The sequence below is a fragment of the Pseudoalteromonas phenolica genome (assembly GCF_005876835.1).
In the GTDB taxonomy this organism is placed as follows: domain Bacteria; phylum Pseudomonadota; class Gammaproteobacteria; order Enterobacterales; family Alteromonadaceae; genus Pseudoalteromonas; species Pseudoalteromonas phenolica_B.
Genome location: NZ_PPSW01000026.1, coordinates 23,910 through 43,605 on the forward strand (window position 1 = coordinate 23,910; position 19,696 = coordinate 43,605).

17 protein-coding genes are annotated in these 19,696 nt (G+C 42.8%); 14 read left to right on the top strand and 3 right to left on the bottom strand.

The features are described from left to right. Nucleotides 1-136 precede the first annotated feature (136 nt). Nucleotides 137-1,060, top strand: coding sequence for an ABC transporter ATP-binding protein (locus tag C1E24_RS15750; RefSeq protein WP_138483080.1), 924 nt, complete (start codon nucleotides 137-139; stop codon nucleotides 1,058-1,060). Then, nucleotides 1,053-1,805, top strand: a complete 753-nt coding sequence (locus C1E24_RS15755) for an ABC transporter permease (protein WP_138483082.1) — start codon at nucleotides 1,053-1,055, stop codon at nucleotides 1,803-1,805. Before C1E24_RS15750 ends, C1E24_RS15755 begins: the two co-directional genes overlap by 8 nt. On the opposite strand, the gene C1E24_RS15760 is transcribed toward C1E24_RS15755, so the two are convergent. Beyond that, nucleotides 1,802-3,076 carry an acyltransferase family protein gene (locus C1E24_RS15760; RefSeq protein ID WP_138483084.1) on the bottom strand — a complete coding sequence of 425 codons (1,275 nt, stop codon included), beginning with the start codon at nucleotides 3,074-3,076 and terminating at the stop codon, nucleotides 1,802-1,804. The two genes, C1E24_RS15755 and C1E24_RS15760, sit on opposite strands and share 4 nt — an antisense overlap. 500 nt (nucleotides 3,077-3,576) lie before the next feature. Here C1E24_RS15760 and C1E24_RS15765 point away from each other — a divergent pair, with 500 nt between their 5' ends. From C1E24_RS15765 to C1E24_RS15795, 7 genes are all read left to right on the top strand, one after another. Beyond that, entirely contained in the window at nucleotides 3,577-4,188 is a 612-nt protein-coding gene (locus C1E24_RS15765; protein WP_138483086.1) for a hypothetical protein, read from the top strand. A 170-nt stretch (nucleotides 4,189-4,358) separates the two neighbouring features. Next, nucleotides 4,359-5,210, top strand: coding sequence for a LytR/AlgR family response regulator transcription factor (locus C1E24_RS15770; protein ID WP_138483088.1), 852 nt, complete (start codon nucleotides 4,359-4,361; stop codon nucleotides 5,208-5,210). Between the two features lie 93 nt (nucleotides 5,211-5,303). Next, complete coding sequence (locus C1E24_RS15775) at nucleotides 5,304-5,852, top strand: hypothetical protein (protein ID WP_138483090.1); 549 nt, start codon at nucleotides 5,304-5,306, stop codon at nucleotides 5,850-5,852. Nucleotides 5,853-6,166: 314 nt separating this feature from the next. Next, nucleotides 6,167-8,509 carry a TonB-dependent receptor gene (locus C1E24_RS15780; RefSeq protein ID WP_138483092.1) on the top strand — a complete coding sequence of 781 codons (2,343 nt, stop codon included), beginning with the start codon at nucleotides 6,167-6,169 and terminating at the stop codon, nucleotides 8,507-8,509. Between the two features lie 92 nt (nucleotides 8,510-8,601). Further along, complete coding sequence (locus C1E24_RS15785) at nucleotides 8,602-8,940, top strand: hypothetical protein (protein WP_138483094.1); 339 nt, start codon at nucleotides 8,602-8,604, stop codon at nucleotides 8,938-8,940. Further along, entirely contained in the window at nucleotides 8,940-9,209 is a 270-nt protein-coding gene (locus tag C1E24_RS15790) for a hypothetical protein (RefSeq protein ID WP_058031429.1), read from the top strand. Before C1E24_RS15785 ends, C1E24_RS15790 begins: the two co-directional genes overlap by 1 nt. Next, the gene (locus C1E24_RS15795; RefSeq protein ID WP_138483096.1) at nucleotides 9,206-10,768 is read left to right on the top strand and encodes a PepSY-associated TM helix domain-containing protein; all 1,563 of its coding nucleotides are present in this window, start codon (nucleotides 9,206-9,208) and stop codon (nucleotides 10,766-10,768) included. The genes C1E24_RS15790 and C1E24_RS15795 overlap by 4 nt, the downstream gene beginning before the upstream one ends. 885 nt (nucleotides 10,769-11,653) lie before the next feature. On the opposite strand, the gene C1E24_RS15800 is transcribed toward C1E24_RS15795, so the two are convergent. Beyond that, nucleotides 11,654-13,504, bottom strand: a complete 1,851-nt coding sequence (locus C1E24_RS15800) for a choice-of-anchor I family protein (RefSeq protein WP_138483098.1) — start codon at nucleotides 13,502-13,504, stop codon at nucleotides 11,654-11,656. Between the two features lie 103 nt (nucleotides 13,505-13,607). Further along, nucleotides 13,608-14,495: a LysR substrate-binding domain-containing protein gene (locus C1E24_RS15805; RefSeq protein WP_138483100.1), complete on the bottom strand. Its 888-nt coding sequence runs from the start codon at nucleotides 14,493-14,495 to the stop codon at nucleotides 13,608-13,610. A gap of 200 nt (nucleotides 14,496-14,695) precedes the next feature. On the opposite strand from C1E24_RS15805, the gene C1E24_RS15810 reads away from it, so the two are divergent. From C1E24_RS15810 to C1E24_RS15830, 5 genes are all read left to right on the top strand, one after another. Beyond that, on the top strand, nucleotides 14,696-15,826 hold the full coding sequence (locus C1E24_RS15810; protein WP_138483102.1) for an S-(hydroxymethyl)glutathione dehydrogenase/class III alcohol dehydrogenase: 1,131 nt from the start codon (nucleotides 14,696-14,698) through the stop codon (nucleotides 15,824-15,826). A gap of 62 nt (nucleotides 15,827-15,888) precedes the next feature. Continuing rightward, nucleotides 15,889-16,731: an S-formylglutathione hydrolase gene (gene fghA / locus C1E24_RS15815; protein WP_138483104.1), complete on the top strand. Its 843-nt coding sequence runs from the start codon at nucleotides 15,889-15,891 to the stop codon at nucleotides 16,729-16,731. Between the two features lie 146 nt (nucleotides 16,732-16,877). Next, a complete protein-coding gene (locus C1E24_RS15820; RefSeq protein WP_138483106.1) occupies nucleotides 16,878-18,158 on the top strand; it encodes a LysM peptidoglycan-binding domain-containing protein in 1,281 nt (426 codons plus the stop codon). Between the two features lie 46 nt (nucleotides 18,159-18,204). Then, nucleotides 18,205-18,996, top strand: a complete 792-nt coding sequence (locus C1E24_RS15825; protein WP_206078140.1) for a hypothetical protein — start codon at nucleotides 18,205-18,207, stop codon at nucleotides 18,994-18,996. A 28-nt stretch (nucleotides 18,997-19,024) separates the two neighbouring features. Further along, nucleotides 19,025-19,696, top strand: a complete 672-nt coding sequence (locus C1E24_RS15830) for a glycoside hydrolase family protein (RefSeq protein WP_138483108.1) — start codon at nucleotides 19,025-19,027, stop codon at nucleotides 19,694-19,696.

Here is a 19,696-nt window from a genome sequence, read left to right on the forward strand (position 1 = left end):
AATTCGCCCAGCAAGTGTACAGATTTATTTATCAAAAGGGATCGGTCTAGAGACCTATTTAATTTCGGGCGCACCGCTGATGTATATGCCTGATGATATTGCTCTAATAGAGCCAAAGATGATGTTGGAGTAAACGATGGAACAGGCCGCAGTAAAAATAGTGAATGCACACAAAGCATTTTCTAACACACAAGTATTAAAAGCGCTCAATATGACCGTCCCAACAGGGAGTGTATATGCCTTGTTAGGAAACAATGGTGCCGGAAAATCCACCTTACTCAGTATGTTACTCGGTGCGCTTCAACCTGAACAAGGTGATATTCGTTTATTGGGTGAGCCTGTCAGCACGCGCTTAAAGTCGCGTTTAGGTTGCCTCATTGATGCGCCTGCTTTTTATCAAAACCTAACGATTAAAGAGTTCCTAAGTTATTGCGCAAAGATGAAAGGCTTACCAAAACAGTGCATTGATGAAGCACTGACTATTGTAAACTTACAAGCCAAACAACATACGCGCTTAAAACGCTGCTCTCTAGGCATGAAACAAAGAGCAGCACTTGCCAATGCCATTTTAGGTCAACCCGAACTGCTGATATTAGATGAACCAACCAACGGCCTCGACCCAAGCGGTATTGAAGAAATTAGAACCTTGATCCGCACACTACCTGAGCGCTTTAACACGACCGTGTTATTCTCTAGCCATGTGCTTGAAGAGGTTGAAAAAGTGGCAACACATGTTGGCATTCTTGCACAAGGTAACCTAGTGATCGAAGGAAGCTTACCTGACTTACTAGACGACCCTCTGGGCACATTAGAAGTGTCGATATCAGCTGAGCATACCGATAAAGCTCAAACACTTTTAAGTAGAGTCTTTAAAGTATCAACACCAGAAGCCGGCAAGATCACCATTCATCAAATAGACAAGTCGCTTTGTCCACAGGTGTATAAATCTCTACTGGCACAAAATATCGACTTTTACCAATTCCGTTACCACACGCAAAGCTTGTCAAAGCTATTTAATAACATACATCTATCAATGCATAAGGAGGCTGAATATGCTTAAACAAACGCTGAGTGTTTTGCTGTGTGAGTGTACTAAACTAAAAAGGCAGTGGCTGATACCTCTACTTTTTGCCTGCCCTTTGGCCGTGATAAGTTTGCAATTCTTAGTGACTTTTGAGCGTGGACTCGATGTTTTTGCTGAGTTTGGGTGGTTTGGATATATATCAGCTAATTCGACATTGTGGCTTGGATTGATGCTGCCTATGTTAATTGCTTTAGTCACCACTATTATTCATCAAATAGAACACAAAGATAATGGCTGGTTATTGATGAGCAGCTTTGCTATCTCACCTATTCAGCTATTCATTGCTAAATTTACCATTACCTCTTTGCTGATCGTTTTGGCTAACCTGCTGATGGTGTGCTTTATTTTTATCAGTGCGTGGTTGCTTATGCAGCTCGGTTTTCCGAAGTTTGAAAGCACCGACATAAGTTTTTTACAGTTTTTCATTAACGCGTCGATTACTAGTCTACCCCTTATTTTGATAGGTTTGATTATTTCAAAATTAATCAATAACTTTGCCGCTCCAATTGGCGCAGCCTTTATCATGGTTATTTTTGCTATGAGCCTTTCAAGATCTGAAAGTCATTGGTTGTATAGCCCTTGGACCTACCCTATGGTCAGCGTTCACGTAGCAGACCAAGCTGCTACAAACCTTGCGCTTACATTGAGCTTAGGAATAAGCGTTGCGCTCTTTACAATTGCTTGTACTTTATATTGTTGGCGACCTAAGCAACATGCCTAAAGAATTTGTATTGCGATAGGTATTACCACAATGATACCTATCCATTTTCTAAATTTGGCATGAAATAACAAAGGTTCTTTGTGTTTTAAAGTAGACTCTACCTTGCCTATTTTCATGCCAAATAGCGGTCTAAGCAAAGCAACATAACTCAACCCCCAACAAGCCAGCGCACATAGTCCAAACGTCATTACAATAATGAGTGTCGGCTCTAACCAAGGGCCTAACTGTAATGGACTAAAGTAATAAGCTAAACCAATGATCACACTTTGATGAAAAATATAAAATGGAAACACCCAACCATTGAGCTTATTTAAAATGGGGTGAGTGCGAGTTAAAAAACGCATAGCCAATGCCAGCATGGTCATCACGCCTAATAACCTTTGTGCGGTATAGAACATATCCATACTGGTGATCTGCCATTGCAAGTTTTGACTATCTAGCCAAATACTCTGATACCCCCAAACTACGCCAAGATAACCCAGAACAAATAACCCGAGTAAAATGTGCCAGTGCTGAGCCAACGATGCAAAAAACGCTCTGTGATGAACCAATAAAAAGCCATAGAGTAAAAAAATAAATCCCATAGGGTAGCGAAACGTGTCACTCGGCCATGAGAGTTTCAAAACGCAAAGCGGCACCAGTAATCCTAAATATACCCAAAACACAGGGAGATTTAAGAAACGTGCTATGCCCTTATGTAACCATCGGCTTTGTAGTACAGGTATCATCAATACCAGCAACAAGGTAAATTGCCATAACGAGCGCAAGTACCAAAGGTGATTCACATCGACATGAGGCCAAATCCCCGCTTGATATTGTGCAAATAGCGGGTGAGATAGGTCAAAAAACGCGATGTAAAACTCAATATAGCTAAGCGATAAACCGACCTCTTGCTGCATTTGCGCATACAATTGAATAGGTACGACAAACCACACCCCCACCAGCAGGGGCAATAAGATTTTCACGGTTCGACTCATTAAAAACTGAGGCAATGGCGACTTCTGTAATAGGCAACTCAATGCGGCACCTGAAATAAACCAAATCAGTCCCATACGCCAAGGTGAGAGAAGCAACATCAGATTTTCTATTTCTGTACTTAAGTAGGCACTTTTAAAATGAAAGCCCCAGTTTTGCGTATACAACATACCTGTGTGATAGAACACCAACAGACCAAACGCAAGTATTCTCAGCCAGTCTAACTCAACAAAACGTCCTGTCGGGCGGCTTACAAAATCAGCGGGTTGCCACCATTTAGCGATAGATTTGCACATACCTTTTCCGTCAATTTCTGAAACTTAGTTGCCTTATATACCCAAACCACCTCAAGATACGAGGTTCAGCGAGAATTGATTGGCTGTCAGACAAGGCATCGATTTGAAGATCTAGTGGTTCTAAATCGAAAATTGATAACGCAGTATGAAAGCCAATCAAACTCGCCCAAGGGAGCGTGCTTTCAGTCCTATTTCATCGTCAAAGAACTTGGAAAGGACGCGTCATTACGCTGCGTCCTTTTCCTTGAACTAGAACAGAAGGCAGCGCTCTGAATCATGCATCTTGAGGTAGTTTGGGTATAATTTCTGAGTAATTATCAAAATAAAATTAATATGTGCTTAAAAAACAGCGACTAGGGATAAGCGGTGGGATTGTGGGATAAACCTCTTGGGACTGGTTTAGTGAAGTAGCTCACATCTGTTTCTGACAGCTTTTATTTATAAGTTAGAGCTTGTCTTACAGACAGCTACGAGCTCAACCAAGCTTCGATAAATAGCGAATGATGACAGTTGATAACCCCCTCACCAGCATGCAAAATGCAAGACATGACCCAGTATATTCCTACTGTGAATTATGGCGTCATTTAATAGAAGTCGATGTGCGTTTTAAAAATACTATTTTGGCAAAATTAGGCAGCTTTATGCTTATTTTAAGGAATAAGCTATATAGGGAATTTATAAAAATGAATAAAACAATCTGGTTTTCATTAATAACACTCGTGTTTTCAATAATAGTAACGTTTGCCACTTTTATATATGGTAATACAAGTTATTTAGAGTCACTTAGCCTTTCACTCTCGTTATCAGCGCCATTAGTTTTCATATTTTTTTGTGTGTTTATAGTTTTCAGAAATACTATGAAAGACCAAAACTCGCTGATGAAAGCAATTACCATTCGTGCGTACTTTTTTACGGCTTTATTGCATATCATATGGAACAGCTTGATGTTCATGGATGTTTTAAGCAGAGGGAGTTTAGGGCCTGCTCAAGGCTATTCTGGATTAATACTTTGGCTTGGTAGTTTAAAGGCTGCTTCATTTGGAGTTTTTGTTGGAATTATTTTTCATTTCCTACCAAAGTTGATAAACAAGAATAAGAACTTAAACCGGTAATATCAAACCTGAGAACCACAGTGGTTATTCACAAGAGGCGAAATTTAGCACATACGCCACTATCAGATTTAATTGAACCCTGTTAATCGGACCTGAAAATGCAAGTTAAGGCTTATTCAGGTTAAGTTAATTGTTAAACTGGATTTACTTTTAAGGTTAGAGAATTAAATATGGCGCGCTCACCTCACTTTCTGCACTATTCAAATCAATATGGTGCGCTGTTATTAATGGCTTATATTTTTATCAATAACACCATTAATGCCACCTCTGACATTATGGAAGCGAAACGTGATGGCGTATTGCCTTTTCAGTTGTGGGAGCCATTTGTCTGGGAATATAGCAGCGCCTTAAGCACGCTAATGTTAATACCTGGTGTAATTTTTCTTCTTAAATACCAACCTTTTAATTTTCAAGCCATAACACGCTCTCTCGGCTTGTATTTTTTTGCTTCAGTCGTGTTTAGTGTGTTACATGTCGCCATTATGGTAGCACTTCGCAAACTCGTTTATTGGAGCCAAGCAGCTAGCTATGACTTTGGCTTGCTCTGGTATGAGTTTTTGTATGAATACCGCAAAGATGTATGGGGGTTTGTGTTTTTAATTGTGGTGATCAAAAGTTATCACTATCTTATCGGTCAATTAAAGGGCGAGGCCCATTTACTGCAAAAAACAGAAGAATCTGTACAACCGCAGTTTGAACGCCTTTTGGTTAGAAAGCTCGGCAAAGAATTTATTATCAAAGTCAGTGATATTGAGTGGTTAGAATCTGCGGGTAACTATGTCAATTTACACATTGATGGGCGTATTTACCCACTTCGAGCAACACTCACAAAGCTCAGTGAACAACTTGAACATCAGGGATTTTGTCGCATTCACCGTAGTCACGCGGTACGACTTGATGCCATTAGTTCCATCACCCCTATTCAAAGTGGCGACAGCGAAGTGACCCTCATTAGTGGTAAAAAGCTCAACCTTTCTAGACGCTACAAGGAACAGTTTAAAGGTCAATTAAGGCCTAATTAGCCGAAGACACTTACAAAGTATGAACACTTTCTTACAGTTAGCGCCCTTTACTCACCTTACAATTTCATCAGTTTTACTTGCAAGGACCCCCGCATGACGCGCTACATTGCTTCTCTTTTCTTACTCGGTTTAACCTCTTTACCCTGTTCTGCCAATGATGATTTCGATTTTTCGGTATTTGCCAAATCAGAATTCAATGCACTTGACGATCACATCATTTCAACTGGGTTTGAAGTGCTTGGCTATTTTAACCATACCCCTTTTGGTATTGGCTTTACCAGTGCGTTAGGCAATGCCAGCGTGACTACCGAGCAAGGCTATCGCGAGGACTTTCTCACATTAGATACTGGACTTAAATTTGGTTATTTCTCTACGGTTTATGCGTATGGTGAGTTGGGCTTTGATGCATTTGAGCTGATGTTTCACGACCAACGTGATACTGACCGTTATAGCAACCATTCAAGTATCACAGTTTACAACGCGCCAAATAATGAGATTGATGCATACTTAGGCGCGGGGATTGGTGTGCATATTGAACACTTTAAACTTGAAGCCTACACCCGATACCGACAAATTGATGGTAATGGCTGGGAAGCTGAAGATAACCATTTCACGGGTGTACAACTCTCCTTTAGCTTCTAAATAACTGTTTTAAGTGATTTAATTAATGCATATATCGGTATAGTTATGAATATATGCATTCTTTTTAGCGAAACCTATAATGACATTTAATCTAAGCAACCTCCAATACAAAGCAGCCAAAATGATTTTTTAAATAAACAAATCATAAACTTAAAAACAACTCTGCGCTGTTTTCTCCCAAATCCTGTCTCAATGCAACATAAAATATAGATTAAAATACCCACAACAAACACTGTAATGATAATGATTTGCAATTTTGATCATGTTAGTATTTGCAACCTATTTTTTGAGCAAATACTTTATACGGACGAATAATGAAACTCTCTGCGCTCTCATTTGCACTACGTGCGTCTCTTGCAATTCCTATGGCACTGTCTAGCCAACTTGTTTTTGCCGATGATCAAGGTGATGAAAAAGAAATCGAAACCATCATGGTCACAGGTCAAAAAATTGCACGTAGCCTGCAAGAAACTACCACGAGTGTTGCTGTACTGACTCCTGAGATGATCGAGCAACAACAGATCAACACTTTCACAGATGTGATGGTGAATACCGCCAATACCCATGGTGATAGCTATGGTTTCAGCATTCGAGGTATTGATGGCTTTAATGTATCAGGCGGTGGTAATAGCTACCTAGCAAGTGTGTATATTGATGGCGCGCCGCTACCACAGGGATTAGTTCGAAATGGTGGCTTCTCAACATGGGATGCACAGCAAGTTGAAATATTGCGTGGCCCACAGTCTACATTGCAAGGGCGCAACGCACTTGCTGGTGCAGTTATTTTAAATACTCAAATGCCAAGCCATGAAAACGAAGGTAAATACAAATTACTGATCGGTCAAAACGGCCAGCAAGAAGCCGGTATTGCCATTGGTGGTGGCCTGGTTGAAGATGAGTTGTCATTTAGATTCAGCGGTGAAGAAAAGCGCTACGATGGTAACGTCACGAACTTACATGACAATTCTGACTCAGATTTTAATGAAGAACATACCTACCGATTAAAATTTTTATACGAGCCGGCAGGGTTTGAAGACTTTTCGGCAATGCTTAGCTACATGAATGCAGAGCGCGTATACGGTGATGCAAACTTAGCCACCAATGCCGGTGAAGTTGACTTTGATAACCGTACAACAATTTATAACGACACTCGAGAGCGTAAAGCCGAAACTGAACTTGTTTCTTTAACTTTAAATTATGACATTAATAGCGAACTATCGTTCTCATCTTATACAACTTACTCAGATGTGCTTGAAGCGTTTGACTGGGACTCGGACTACCCACAAGGTCTAGGTAACACACCAATCCTCGACACAGGCAGTAGCACACTCTACGACAATACTGAAACAACACTAACTCAAGAGTTCAGGCTTACATTTGATTATGAAAACTTTAGCGGCGTAGCAGGTGCTTACTACTTTGATGGCGACCGCAAGGAGCTAAGCACAGGTTTAAATAACTACAACTTATCTCGTCTTGGCTTATCGAGTAGCGTGTTACAAGCAAGATATAAACTAAGCCCACAAATTGCCGACTTGGTCATTGCACAATATGCAGATTTTGACCCTGCCAGAACGCAAATTTACTCTCTTACTGAAACAGAAGTGACCAGTTATGCACTCTTCGCTGATGGTGTTTGGCATCTCAATGATCAGTGGGATATTTTAGCGGGCGTGCGTTTCGACCGTGAAGAGCAAAAGAATGGCAATGATGCGAAATACACCATTTTAAACCAAGATAAAATGCCAAACCCAGCTAATTATGTGAGTACGCCTTATGAAGGTATTGTGCCGCTTATCACAGGTATTAACGGTTTATTACTTGGTCTTGCAGCTGACGCTTCTAAGCCTGCTGCTCTATCAGATACCAGCTTCAATACTTTCTTACCAAAGATTGGCGTGAGTTATCATCTGAATGACGACATCACCTCAACCTTTACTTTCCAGAAAGGTTATCGTTCAGGCGGTGTAGGTATCAACCAAGCGAAATCTGTGACATTCGAGTATGAACCTGAATATACAGACAACTATGAATTAGCCGTTCGCTCTACGTGGTTAGAGGGCGCATTAACTGCAAATGCTAACTTCTTCTATACAGATTGGACTGATCAACAAGTTTCTGTACAACTCTCTTCAAACAATTTTGACCTTGAAACAGTCAATGCGGGTACCTCTGAAGTGAAAGGCTTCGAGTTTGAAGTGAATTACAACGTAACAGATTACCTAAAAGCCTATGCAGCGATTGGTTATGCGGGCACTGAGTTCACTGACTTTAAGATCACAACACCAGAAACCGAGTATGACTTAACTGGCCGCCAGTTCTCTGCACCAGAGCGTACACAAAGCGCAGGCTTAACTTATCAAGGACCTGAAGGCTTATTCGCGAACATCAATATTAACTATGCAAGCGATGCTCCGAATAGACCAAACCCATACCGTGATGGTTTGCAGCCTGGCGATGCATTCTTTGACTTACACAATGATGCGCGCACGTTAGTTAACGTTCAACTTGGTTACGAATGGGATAACTACGGCATTTACTTCATTGGTAAAAACATCACTGATGAAGAATATTACGTCGCACACCGTGCCCGTAATGCTCGCTTAGGTGCGCCAGCGGAATATGCAATTTCGTTCCGTGGCGTATTCGACTGGTAAGACAGTCAACATTTAACCCCTATAAAAAGATGTCGTAGCAATGCGACATCTTTTCGCGGTTTTAGGAAATATAACTCAGTAGCAAGGATTTAATGATGAGTTTTTTTTACCTCCTTCCTGCCTATTGGTTAAGTGGCATGTTGCTTTATGCCTCTAGCCCTCGGCAGCAATTTTTAAAGACACACCAATTTAAACCCCCTCGCTGGTTGGCATTAGTCATCATTGCCCTAATCAGTGTGATTACTCTGTCATTGTTGATTGGTGCGCATTTCAGCCCTGTGGTCGCCGGTATTTTTGCGCTGCTTGGTTTAATGCTGTTTATTCCCGCCCCCGTATTCTTACTTAACCATAAGCCTCAGTGGGCCATCGCTAGCATTATTGCTATCTGTTTGCTTAGTGCTGGATTGCAGCTGATTTCGGGAGGCCAATAATGTGGCATAAAACCTTTGCTGGGTTCTTATCTGGCGTCGTCGTGATGATTTTAGTGCCCAGTATTTTAAGCCTGTGGTTAGTCGCTCACATTAATGTGATCTTAGCCACTTCACTGGTACTGGCATTAGCAGCTTGGGCAGGGGTCATGACTTGGTGCTATGGCGCTGAAAGTGGCAAACAAGCTTGGCAACGAGCCGGCATGCTAGCTATTCCCACCATCATAATTTTTGTGATCACCTTCTTTACTGCAGCAGGACCAACAGGATGAAACAGTCTACGTTAAAGAATTTTACCCATGCACATGCATGGCTTGGTTTGATCATCTCAGGGGTTTTGATGATCGTCTTTGTCTGTGGCTCAATGTCGTTTTTCAGAGAAAACATTGTATTGTGGGATATGCAATATGATGCACCGAAAACAGACTTAGCCAGTCAAAAACAACACGTACCGGTGTCGACGATTGCCAAACAGATCAGCGACCAAGGGCATACCATGCCGGCAGATCATGGTGTGTTTATCGAACTGCCTACCCAAGCTCAGCCTTTTTATGTCAGTTATTTTGAGATCGAGACACCTGAAGGCGAACATGTTGATGTCAATCAGAGCTTTGACCCAGAAACAGGTCAACGTTACGAGTTAGATCAAGAAGACTTTTATCTTGGTAACATGCTGTATCGTATGCACATTAATTTGATGCTGCCCGGTGGTACCGAGTTGGTGGGTATTGTCTCGTTGATCTTCTTTGTCATGGTGTTTACCGGCACGCTGATCTTACTGAAGAAAATCATCAGTCATTATTACCAATACCGAATAGACCGCCGCAAAGACACCTACCTTGATGGCCACAGCATCATAGGTATTAGCACCTTACCTTATACGTTTTTATTTGCACTCACGGGGGTGATGTTCAACTTGAGTATTTTACTGCAAGCTGGGTTTGGCTTTGCGGTATTTAAGGGCAATATTCCCGCTTTAATGGCAACCGCAGACTTTTACGCGCCACCAAGAATTACAGAGCTCTCGGGTCAGCCAGCAGACTTAACTTTGCTAGATGATATGGTGGAAGATGCACAGCGCCGCTACCCAGAACAAAGCGTGTATTTTTTGAATATATTTGCGCCTAACGATCAAGCAGGCCAAGTTGAAGTCGCAATGACAGCGCACCATACTCTCGACCAACTCACGCGTCTGACATACTCGTTAGCAGATGGCCGTTTAATCAAAGAATATACGCCAAGCCAATCAGCCACCGCAGGCACATATAGTGTACTCAGTTCTCTGCACTTCGGTGAATATGGCGGCAATACGCTGAAGTTTATCTATTTTTTACTGGGTTTAGCATGCTGTTATATGATTTTAACAGGTAATCTAATCTGGCTAGAAAAGCGCGAAAGTAACCGTAAACAAAGTAAACGCGGCCTGCAATTTGTAAAAGCCATGACCTTAGCGCTATCAAGCGGTACCTTGATCGCCGTTGCTAGCACCTTCATTGCGGCACGCTTTGCACCAGAGTCATGGTCACAAGTCAGTCTTCTCCCACCTTTGTTTGGCGTGATGATCTTAGTCTGTTTAGTACATGGCTGGTTTAGTAAAAACGTTAGAGGCGGCATGATCCAGCAGCTTTATATTGCTGCGCTATTGGCGCTAATTTGCCCACTGTACGACTTGATCCAGATGCTGCTTGGCCACACGCCACCGAGTTATCTCATTGTGGATGTTTGGCTGGTGACCATAGCTCAAATGTTAGTCTCTGGATTTTGTTTATTGTTGGTGAAACATCACAGGCCAAGAGCAAAAGCGTTAAACCTAGCGCCTGCGGTCAGTTAATTAGCGAAAAGATTGTCGCGCTAAAGCACGACCTACAGGAGTTTAACCTGCACTTGTAGGTCGTCGTTTACGGCGACAAGCATCTTTGCTTACTCTTTGTCGCGCTAAAGCTCGACCTACAGGAGTTTAACCTGCACTTGTAGGTCGTCGTTTGCGGCGACAAGCATCTTTAATTACTCTTTGTCGCGCTAAAGCACGACCTACAGGAGTAAAACCTTCACCTGTGAGGCGTCGTTTACGACCATAAATATCTTTAATTATTCTATACCGCGCTAAAGCACGACCTATAGGAGCTAACTTGCACTTGTAGGTCGTCGTTTACGGCGACAAATATCTTTAATTACTCTATACCGCGCTGGAGCACGCCCTACAAGAGTTAAACTTTTACATGTAGGTCGTCGTTTGCGGCGACAAAATCTGCTACGCAGGTGTATTTTGCACTGAAAAAAAAGCGCACTTCTCACAAATGCGCTTTTTGGTATGGGTAAGTTGTGCAACTTTTCTAAATTGTCGCGCTAAAGCACGACCTACAAGAGCCAAACCTAGCCTGTAGGTCGTCGTTTACGGCGACAAATTTGGTTTCGTAAATACCTCAGTTTAAATCCATCTAAACTAGCTGATTAACATTCTTGCGAAGTATTACTTCCTTGTAGCTTGGTTTCATCGCGAATCTATCATCTTGGCTGTTGTCAAACTGATTCAATTCACCTTGCGTAAAGGGAATGTACTTACTTCGTTCGCAGTCATTAACCCTTTACACTAATACTGCGATGCTTTGCATCGGTTGTTCGTCACCCTTGCGCAAAATTACTCAATTTAAGCCCATCTAAACTTGCTCATTTCACCTTGCGCAAAAGTAACCTGCTCCGCAGGTGTATTTTGCACCTAGTCTTTTAATGCAACTTGCCAAACGGCGATTGAGCCTGAGATTTCATTACCAATAATAAGCAGAGGCTTGCCTGTAGCGCTTTGCTCAGCAGGTACAAATGACATGCCTTCTGGCGCTAGGTCACCGGTAATATCTGCGCCTTCAACCACACCGCGGTTAAAGAAGTAGTCAGCAAACTTGACGTCATAAGGGTTAGTGATGTCGTACACCATGATACCGCCCATACGCTCTAGGCCGATAAACGCAAACATACGCTCGCCAATTTGGCCCAGCGCCAATGCTTCTGGTTCAGCGCCTTTTGCATCAGAACGCGTGTCGCCTTCATTTTCATCTTCATCATTGTTAAACGCAGCGCCATGAACAGATGCTGTGATACGAGCAATTTCATCACCTGAATCAAAGACAACTAAACCATTGCTGTCCCAAATCGTGAAAGAACGTGCACCGTAAGTGTAAAGTGATTCGTATTGACCATCGTTATCAGTGTCACCTTTTGCTGTTGTCACTTTTAGGCGACCAATATCGTCATCATCGTTGTTTAAATAAGAGAAGTTACTGGCAAGCGTTAGATCTTCTACTCGAGATTCATCGATATACGCTAAACAACCATCTTTATCGTCAAAGTCTAAACCGCCTTTAGCGGTACAGTCAGCAGCATCTGTGGCATCAAAGAAGTATTCACGACCATCTCCTTCATTGGCAGACACGACAAAGTTTGCACCTTTCCAGCTAAAGCTTGCGATGGTATCTGGCTGGTACATACCGTACAGACCCGGGTACTTCTTAAAATTGATCTTGCCGTCTTTATCAGACGCATCCATAACTAAGTTTGACCAATTTTTAAAGCCTAAACCCATTAACTTGACGCTGTTGTCGCTTAAATCAACCACAGCTAAACCATTGTTTTCTTGAATAGATACATAAGCATAGCGGTTGTCTTTTGAAATGCTGACATACTCAGGTTCAAGGTCCATCGCCACCGTAGTATTAATTAGCTTGCCGTTGATTGTGCGACCCGTTGGGTTTGCGAACACCATCCCCATGGCTTCTAATTCAGCCTGTTTGCCGTTGTAATCTGTGAAGGTAATCTGTGTTGCGGCATCTGCCACTGTACCGTTGGTAACCGCAATCACACTGATGCTGCCCTCAGGATCAACACTGTAATCACCCTCAGGCTCACCTTCGTTAGCCACAACGACTTTGCTGCCATCTGGGCTGAACGTCACCATGTCTGGTAATGCACCCACTGTGACATTTTTGATAAATACCGGCGCATCACCTGAAATATCATAAAACGCGATTTGACCATTCTCGCCAGTGGTTTTTGCTGCCATCGCAACTGCTAACAATTGATTGTTTTCGTCGATTGTTATGCTATTCGCATCACCCGGAGTGTTGTCGTTTAACGTTAACGTGATCGCACTGCTCAGGTTCGTCGTCGTGATCACACCTTCGTTATTTTTCACCAAACCAGCGGCATCAAAGCTGTCTGCAGCAATGATATTGACCACAGCGCTATCACCTGAGCTGTTGATTGCGTAGATCCATTTTTTAGATGCTTGGTAAGCCACGATTTCGGCTGCACCCTCTGGACTTTGTGCGTTTAACACTGCACGACCAACCATTTGAATATCTAACAGACGGTTGGCATCTTTACCATCAACCCCATTGGTACCGTCTGTGCCATTTGAACCATCACTACCATTTGTGCCGTTTGAACCATTCGTACCAGCAACACCAGCTGGGCCCTGTTCACCTTGAGGACCTTGTTGACCATCGTCGCCGTCAAGGGCACAACCTGTGAGAGCAGTTAATAAAGAGAGCGCGATCAGAGAGCGTTTAAGCATGACTAAACCTATTATTGTTTATTGTGTAATATTTAATAGCGAACAATTAAACAGCAGGTTTATGACGTTTAAGTTTCTGCGATCTTAAGGATTGATTGCAGTTTTATTGCGCATTATTGTCGGAATCTAAATGTGCATTCAGATAATCCACCAGCAATCTGACTTTAGGTGATAAATGACGATTATGCGGATACAGCGCCCAAATTCCCTCTTCAGCTTCTAAATATTGCGGCAACACCTCAACCAAATTGCCTAGCTTTAGATCATCTGCAATGTAGTAGTCGGGTAACTTGATTATCCCCAAACCTTTAAGTGCCGCATCTCTAAGTGCAAAGCCACTATTACAATTGAGGCGACTTTTCATTTTTAATGTGCGCTCTTTACCCTCAACGAGAAAACGCCAGTACTCGCTGTTCCCTGTTAAACACTGGTGTTGTTTCAACTCGTCTAATGTATGAGGTGCGCCAAATTGACGTAAATAACCGGGAGAAGCGCAAACATATTGAATTCGGCTGGTTAAACGCTTTGCCATCATGGTTGAGTCATTCAGTTTGCCAAGACGGATGGCTAGATCAAACCCTTCTGCCACCAAGTCAAAGGTTTGGTTGCTTAAAAACATTTGCACTTCGACTTCCGGGTATTGGCGCATAAAGTCATGTACTAGCGGCATGATAAACTGCTCGCCATAGGCAACTGGGGCAGTCATTTTAATTAAACCCTGCGGCGTGTCTCGCAAATTACTGATTGCGCGCTCTGCCTCTTCAAGCCCCGTTAGCGCATGTTGGCAATGATGAAAAAACACTTGGCCCTCTTCGGTCAGGGCGACCTTGCGCGTTGAACGATAAAATAGCTTAGTACTGTGCTTTTCTTCTAAAGCGGTGACTTGGCGGCTGATGTGCGCAGTCGATACGCCTAATCGCTTCGCTGCTTGAGTAAAACTGCCCGATTGCGCCACCGCAACAAATTCATTAATGCCCTGCCAACTATTCATACCGCCCCATTATTACCACTGAGTAAAAGTAATTTACAAAAATAAGGGATTATCGAACAGGAGTAAACAAACTACACTTTCTCTCGTCAAAAATAATATGGCAAATACGCGTAAGGCACGTCGCTAAAACGGCTTTGAGTGCCTACGCTCTTATTTGCACAAAACACTTAAAACAATTCACTTAAAAAGCTGAGGACAACATGGCAGATCAATTTATTAAATCTAAGGCGGCCGTCGCATGGGGCCCAAATGAGCCACTCAAAATCGAAGAAGTCGATGTAATGCTGCCGCGTAAAGGCGAAGTATTGGTGCGCATCGTTGCGACGGGTGTATGTCATACCGATGCATTTACGTTATCAGGTGATGATCCAGAAGGTATTTTTCCGTCAATTTTAGGCCACGAAGGCGGTGGTATCGTTGAGCAAGTAGGTGAAGGTGTAACTGGCCTAGAAGTAGGTGACCATGTGATTCCACTTTACACCGCAGAATGTGGTGAGTGTAAGTTCTGTACATCTGGTAAAACCAATCTGTGCCAAGCGGTACGTGAAACGCAAGGTAAAGGCCTAATGCCAGATGGCACAACGCGCTTCTACAAAGACGGTCAGCCAATCTATCACTACATGGGTTGCTCAACGTTCTCTGAGTACACAGTATTACCTGAAATTTCTTTAGCCAAAGTAAACAAAGAAGCACCACTTGAAGAAGTGTGTTTATTAGGCTGTGGCGTGACAACCGGTATGGGTGCGGTACTGAATACAGCAAAAGTACAAAAAGGCGACACGGTAGCGATTTTTGGTCTTGGTGGCATTGGCCTTTCAGCGATCATTGGTGCAACCATGGCAGGTGCAAGTCGCATAATTGGTATTGATATCAATGAAAGTAAATTTGATTTAGCGAAAAAGTTAGGTGCAACCGACTGTATCAACCCGAAACATTTCGATAAGCCAATTCAAGAAGTGATCGTTGAAATGACTGACGGCGGCGTCGACTTCTCATTTGAGTGTATTGGTAATGTTGACGTGATGCGTTCAGCCCTAGAGTGTTGTCACAAGGGCTGGGGTGAGTCTGTGATCATCGGTGTAGCAGGCGCAGGCCAAGAGATCTCAACGCGTCCATTCCAACTGGTTACCGGCCGTGTATGGCGTGGTAGCGCATTTGGTGGCGTAAAAGGCCGTTCAGAGTTACCTGAAATCGTTGAGCGTTACATGGCGGGTGAGTTTGGCTTACAAGACTTTATTACTCATACAATGGGTCTTGAAGACATCAATGAAGCCTTTGATTTAATGCATGAAGGTAAGAGCATTCGCTCGGTGATCCATTACAACAAGTAAACAGTTCAACACCCCAAAAGAGCTTGTATAAACAAGCTCTTTATTCTTTATGGATATCAAAAATGAACTTAGAGAATATCAGTAATAACAAAAGCTTTGGTGGTTGGCATAAGCAATACACTCATCAATCTGAGGTGCTTAACTGCGCCATGCGCTTTGCCATTTATCTACCGCCGCAGGTGAACGAAGGCCATAACGTGCCTGTGCTTTACTGGCTTTCTGGCCTAACCTGCACAGACGAAAACTTTATGCAAAAAGCCGGTGCTCAACGTGTTGCCGCAGAATTGGGTATAGCGATAGTGGCACCTGATACCAGCCCACGTGGCGAAGGTGTTGCTAACGATGAGGGGTATGATTTAGGTCAAGGTGCAGGGTTTTACGTGAATGCAACGCAAGCCCCTTGGGCAGCGCATTTTCAAATGTACGATTATATTGTTGATGAGCTGCCAAACTTAATTGAAGCGAACTTTCCGGTTACCTCACAGCGAGCAATCAGCGGTCACTCTATGGGTGGACACGGTGCATTGATGATCGGCCTTAAAAACCAATCTCGTTTCAGTTCAATTTCAGCGTTTAGCCCTATCACTAACCCAACGCAGTGCCCGTGGGGTGAAAAAGCCTTTACTGCGTACTTAGGCGACAACAAGCAAGCTTGGGCTGAATACGACAGTGTTGAGCTTTTACAAGCAGGTAAACCGAGTTTACCAATCTTAGTTGACCAAGGTAGCGAAGATGGCTTTTTAGCGGAGCAATTAAAGCCTGAAAACTTAATTGCCGCAGCTAAGTCAGTCGATGCAGAGTGTGAGCTGAGAATGCAAGCAGGCTACGACCACAGCTATTACTTTATTGCCAGTTTCATAGAAGACCACCTGCGCTTTCACCACCAGCATTTAAACGCCAAGTAACTAAACGGCTTTTACAGAGTGCGCGACGTAAAGTCGCGCCTACCATGTCGCACCCTTCCCCGTAAAAATTTTCACTTAACCCCTGTAACTAACTTCTATACAATTGTTGTGATATTCAAAAATAACTCTAACTAAAAAGAATCTTCATGCGCATTGTATTTATCTCACTTTTTCTGCTTTTATCTGGCTGTGCCAGCCTAACTAACTCACCCACTGAAGTTGAAGAAACCATTGTTCATACACCTCCAGTAGAAGACAGCGCACTCGCAGACCCAAGTGAACCGGTGGCACCGGTATTCGTTGAAAATATTTTACCGAGAGAAGCTGAAGATGTTTGGCATCGTATTAGAATTCAATTGCAATTTGCGCCATCTAATCACGAACGTGTACAAAACCGTGTTGATTGGTATTTAAAACACCCGAACTACATGGAAACTATTACAAAGCGCGCCGAGCCATTTTTATACTACATCGTCAATGAAGTTGAGCGCAGAGGTCTACCTATTGAGTTGGCTTTGATGCCATTAATCGAAAGCGACTTTGATACCAGCGCTTATTCTCACAAACATGCTTCTGGCCTTTGGCAACTGACGCCGCTTATCGCCAAGCATTATGGTATAAAAATTGGCCCTTGGTATGACGGTCGCCAAGACGTGATTGATGCCACTAATGCCGCACTCGACTTTTTAACCTATTTGCACAAACGCTTCGATGGTAACTGGTACCATGCTATTGCCGCTTACAACACAGGTGAAGGCCGTGTTGCTCGTGCCATTCGCAATAATAAGAAGCAAGGCAAATCGACCGACTTCTTCCATTTAAAGCTCCCTAGGCAAACGCGTCACTATGTACCTAAGCTTTTAGCTGCCGCACAACTACTTCGTGAAGAGCAAATGGCTTTTCCAAAAATCGCCAACCAGCCAACCATAGATGTGATTGATATGCGTCATGGGGTAATTTTAGATGACAAAAAGAAGTGGGCTCAGCTTGAAGTATTAAACCCGGGTTATACCCGTTTCCCAGCGTTATTAGACGGCCCTAAACACTTAGTTTTAAGAAAAGGCGAAAGTAAGAACTGGCAAGATTATGTCGCGAACTTACCCGAAATGCCAAGTGAACAATGGCAAAAGTACACCATTCGCCGCGGTGACAGTTTAAGTGTTATCGCCCAGCGTCACTCTATTACGGTTTCGCAATTAAAAAGCTTTAATCAATTAAAATCGAGCCGTATTCGCGCAGGCGACACCTTAATGCTGCCAATTTTGGCAGATAAGCAAATAGAGTATAAAGTTAAGTCAGGTGACAGCCTATGGCGTATCGCCAGACACTTTGATGTTACGGTCAGTAAAATTAAGCAGTGGAATAGCTTATCGAAAGACGTTTTACGGATTGGCGATAAGTTAACGATTTTCTTAGCCGCACCTTAAATACGATTTAAATAAAACAATAAAAATAACACGTTAAGGCAAGGACATGAGCGAACAACCAAAACAAGAACAAACGCAGCAGGCCTCAGACTCAAATAAAGAGACACTCCATGCGCTCTCTGAGCAAGCCGTGCTAGATCATCACGATGATAAAAAGCATAAGCTCAGAGCAAAGCGCCCACCGAGAAAAGGCCTTACCCGCTCAAAGATAAACTCTATGCTCGCAGTGTGTGCCATTGTGATTTCTGCAGCCTCGTTTTATGCAACGTATCTACAAGCAAAAGCCTCGCAAGAGCAAGTCGCCGCAGCCAAACGTCAGCTTAAAGCCGAAACCCTACCTTGGCTTAAAATGGGCTACTCTAATTTCGATATTAACCAAGAAAAACAATATATTAATATCAATATTTCTAACTCTGGCACCGGCCCTGCCATGGTCCATTACATCGAGTACATTTATGACGATGAGAACCATTTTCACATTGAAGAGTTACTCGACACTTGCTGTTCGTTAAACGCATATAAAGAAGCCCTTGCTGAGATAGAGCAAGACCAGAGAGACATTAATTACCGCAACGCCTTCGGCTGGTTTGCGTCAAGCGATACCACCAATTTTTTACTTGCCGACGGTGAAGAGTTTAATGTTTTTATGATGCAAAAAACCAACTTTAACTCAGGTCTTTGGCAGCAAATTGATCAAAGCATATTTGATGTAAAAGTAAACGCTTGCTACTGCTCTATCTTAAAGCATTGCTATATTGTTGATGAAAAGTCTAATATTGAAGAGGTACAAAGTTGTGACCTTCCTGAGCAGGAAGAAACACAAGAATTGACCGAATAATCCGTATTTTTCGACAGTATGAGTAGTTATGCCGAGTAACGACACCCAGTTTATCCAGCAACTAAAACGCTTTGAGGGCGAAATCGCCCATCTCTATTTAGATAGCCGAGGCAATCCCACCATAGGGGTTGGATTCTTAATGGCTAACGCACAACAGTTTTGTGCGCTTAATTTAGTCCATAAACAATCAGGAAAGCCCGCCAATAATAGCGAAAAACAAGCCGAATATAAAAAGATAAGCAAACAAAAGCCAGGTTATAAGGCCTGTTGGTATGCGCAGTTTTGTGAACTGATGCTACCCAGCCATGAAACCGATAAACTCCTTCACAAACACCTCGCTCAGTTTAAACAAGAATTGAACAAGGTCTTTAGCAAACAAAGCGGTTTTAACTGCCAATTTGAACAAATGCCACTGAGTGCCCAATATGCTTTGCTCGATATGGCTTTTAATTTAGGCACTCCGCATTTAGCGAAAAACTGGCCAAAACTACACCAAGCCATCAAGCAACAAGACTGGCAGTGTGCCGCCCAAGAATGTAGCCGCAGACATATTCAAAGTGAACGTAATGCAGCAACAGAACAGCTTTTTAAACAGGCTAATAGTGATCTATCAAATACGCGTCACAATAATAAAAGTACAATCCAGCAAGCTTCATTAATTACAGGGCTATTTAAGAAAGTTAAAAAGAAGCTGTTTTAG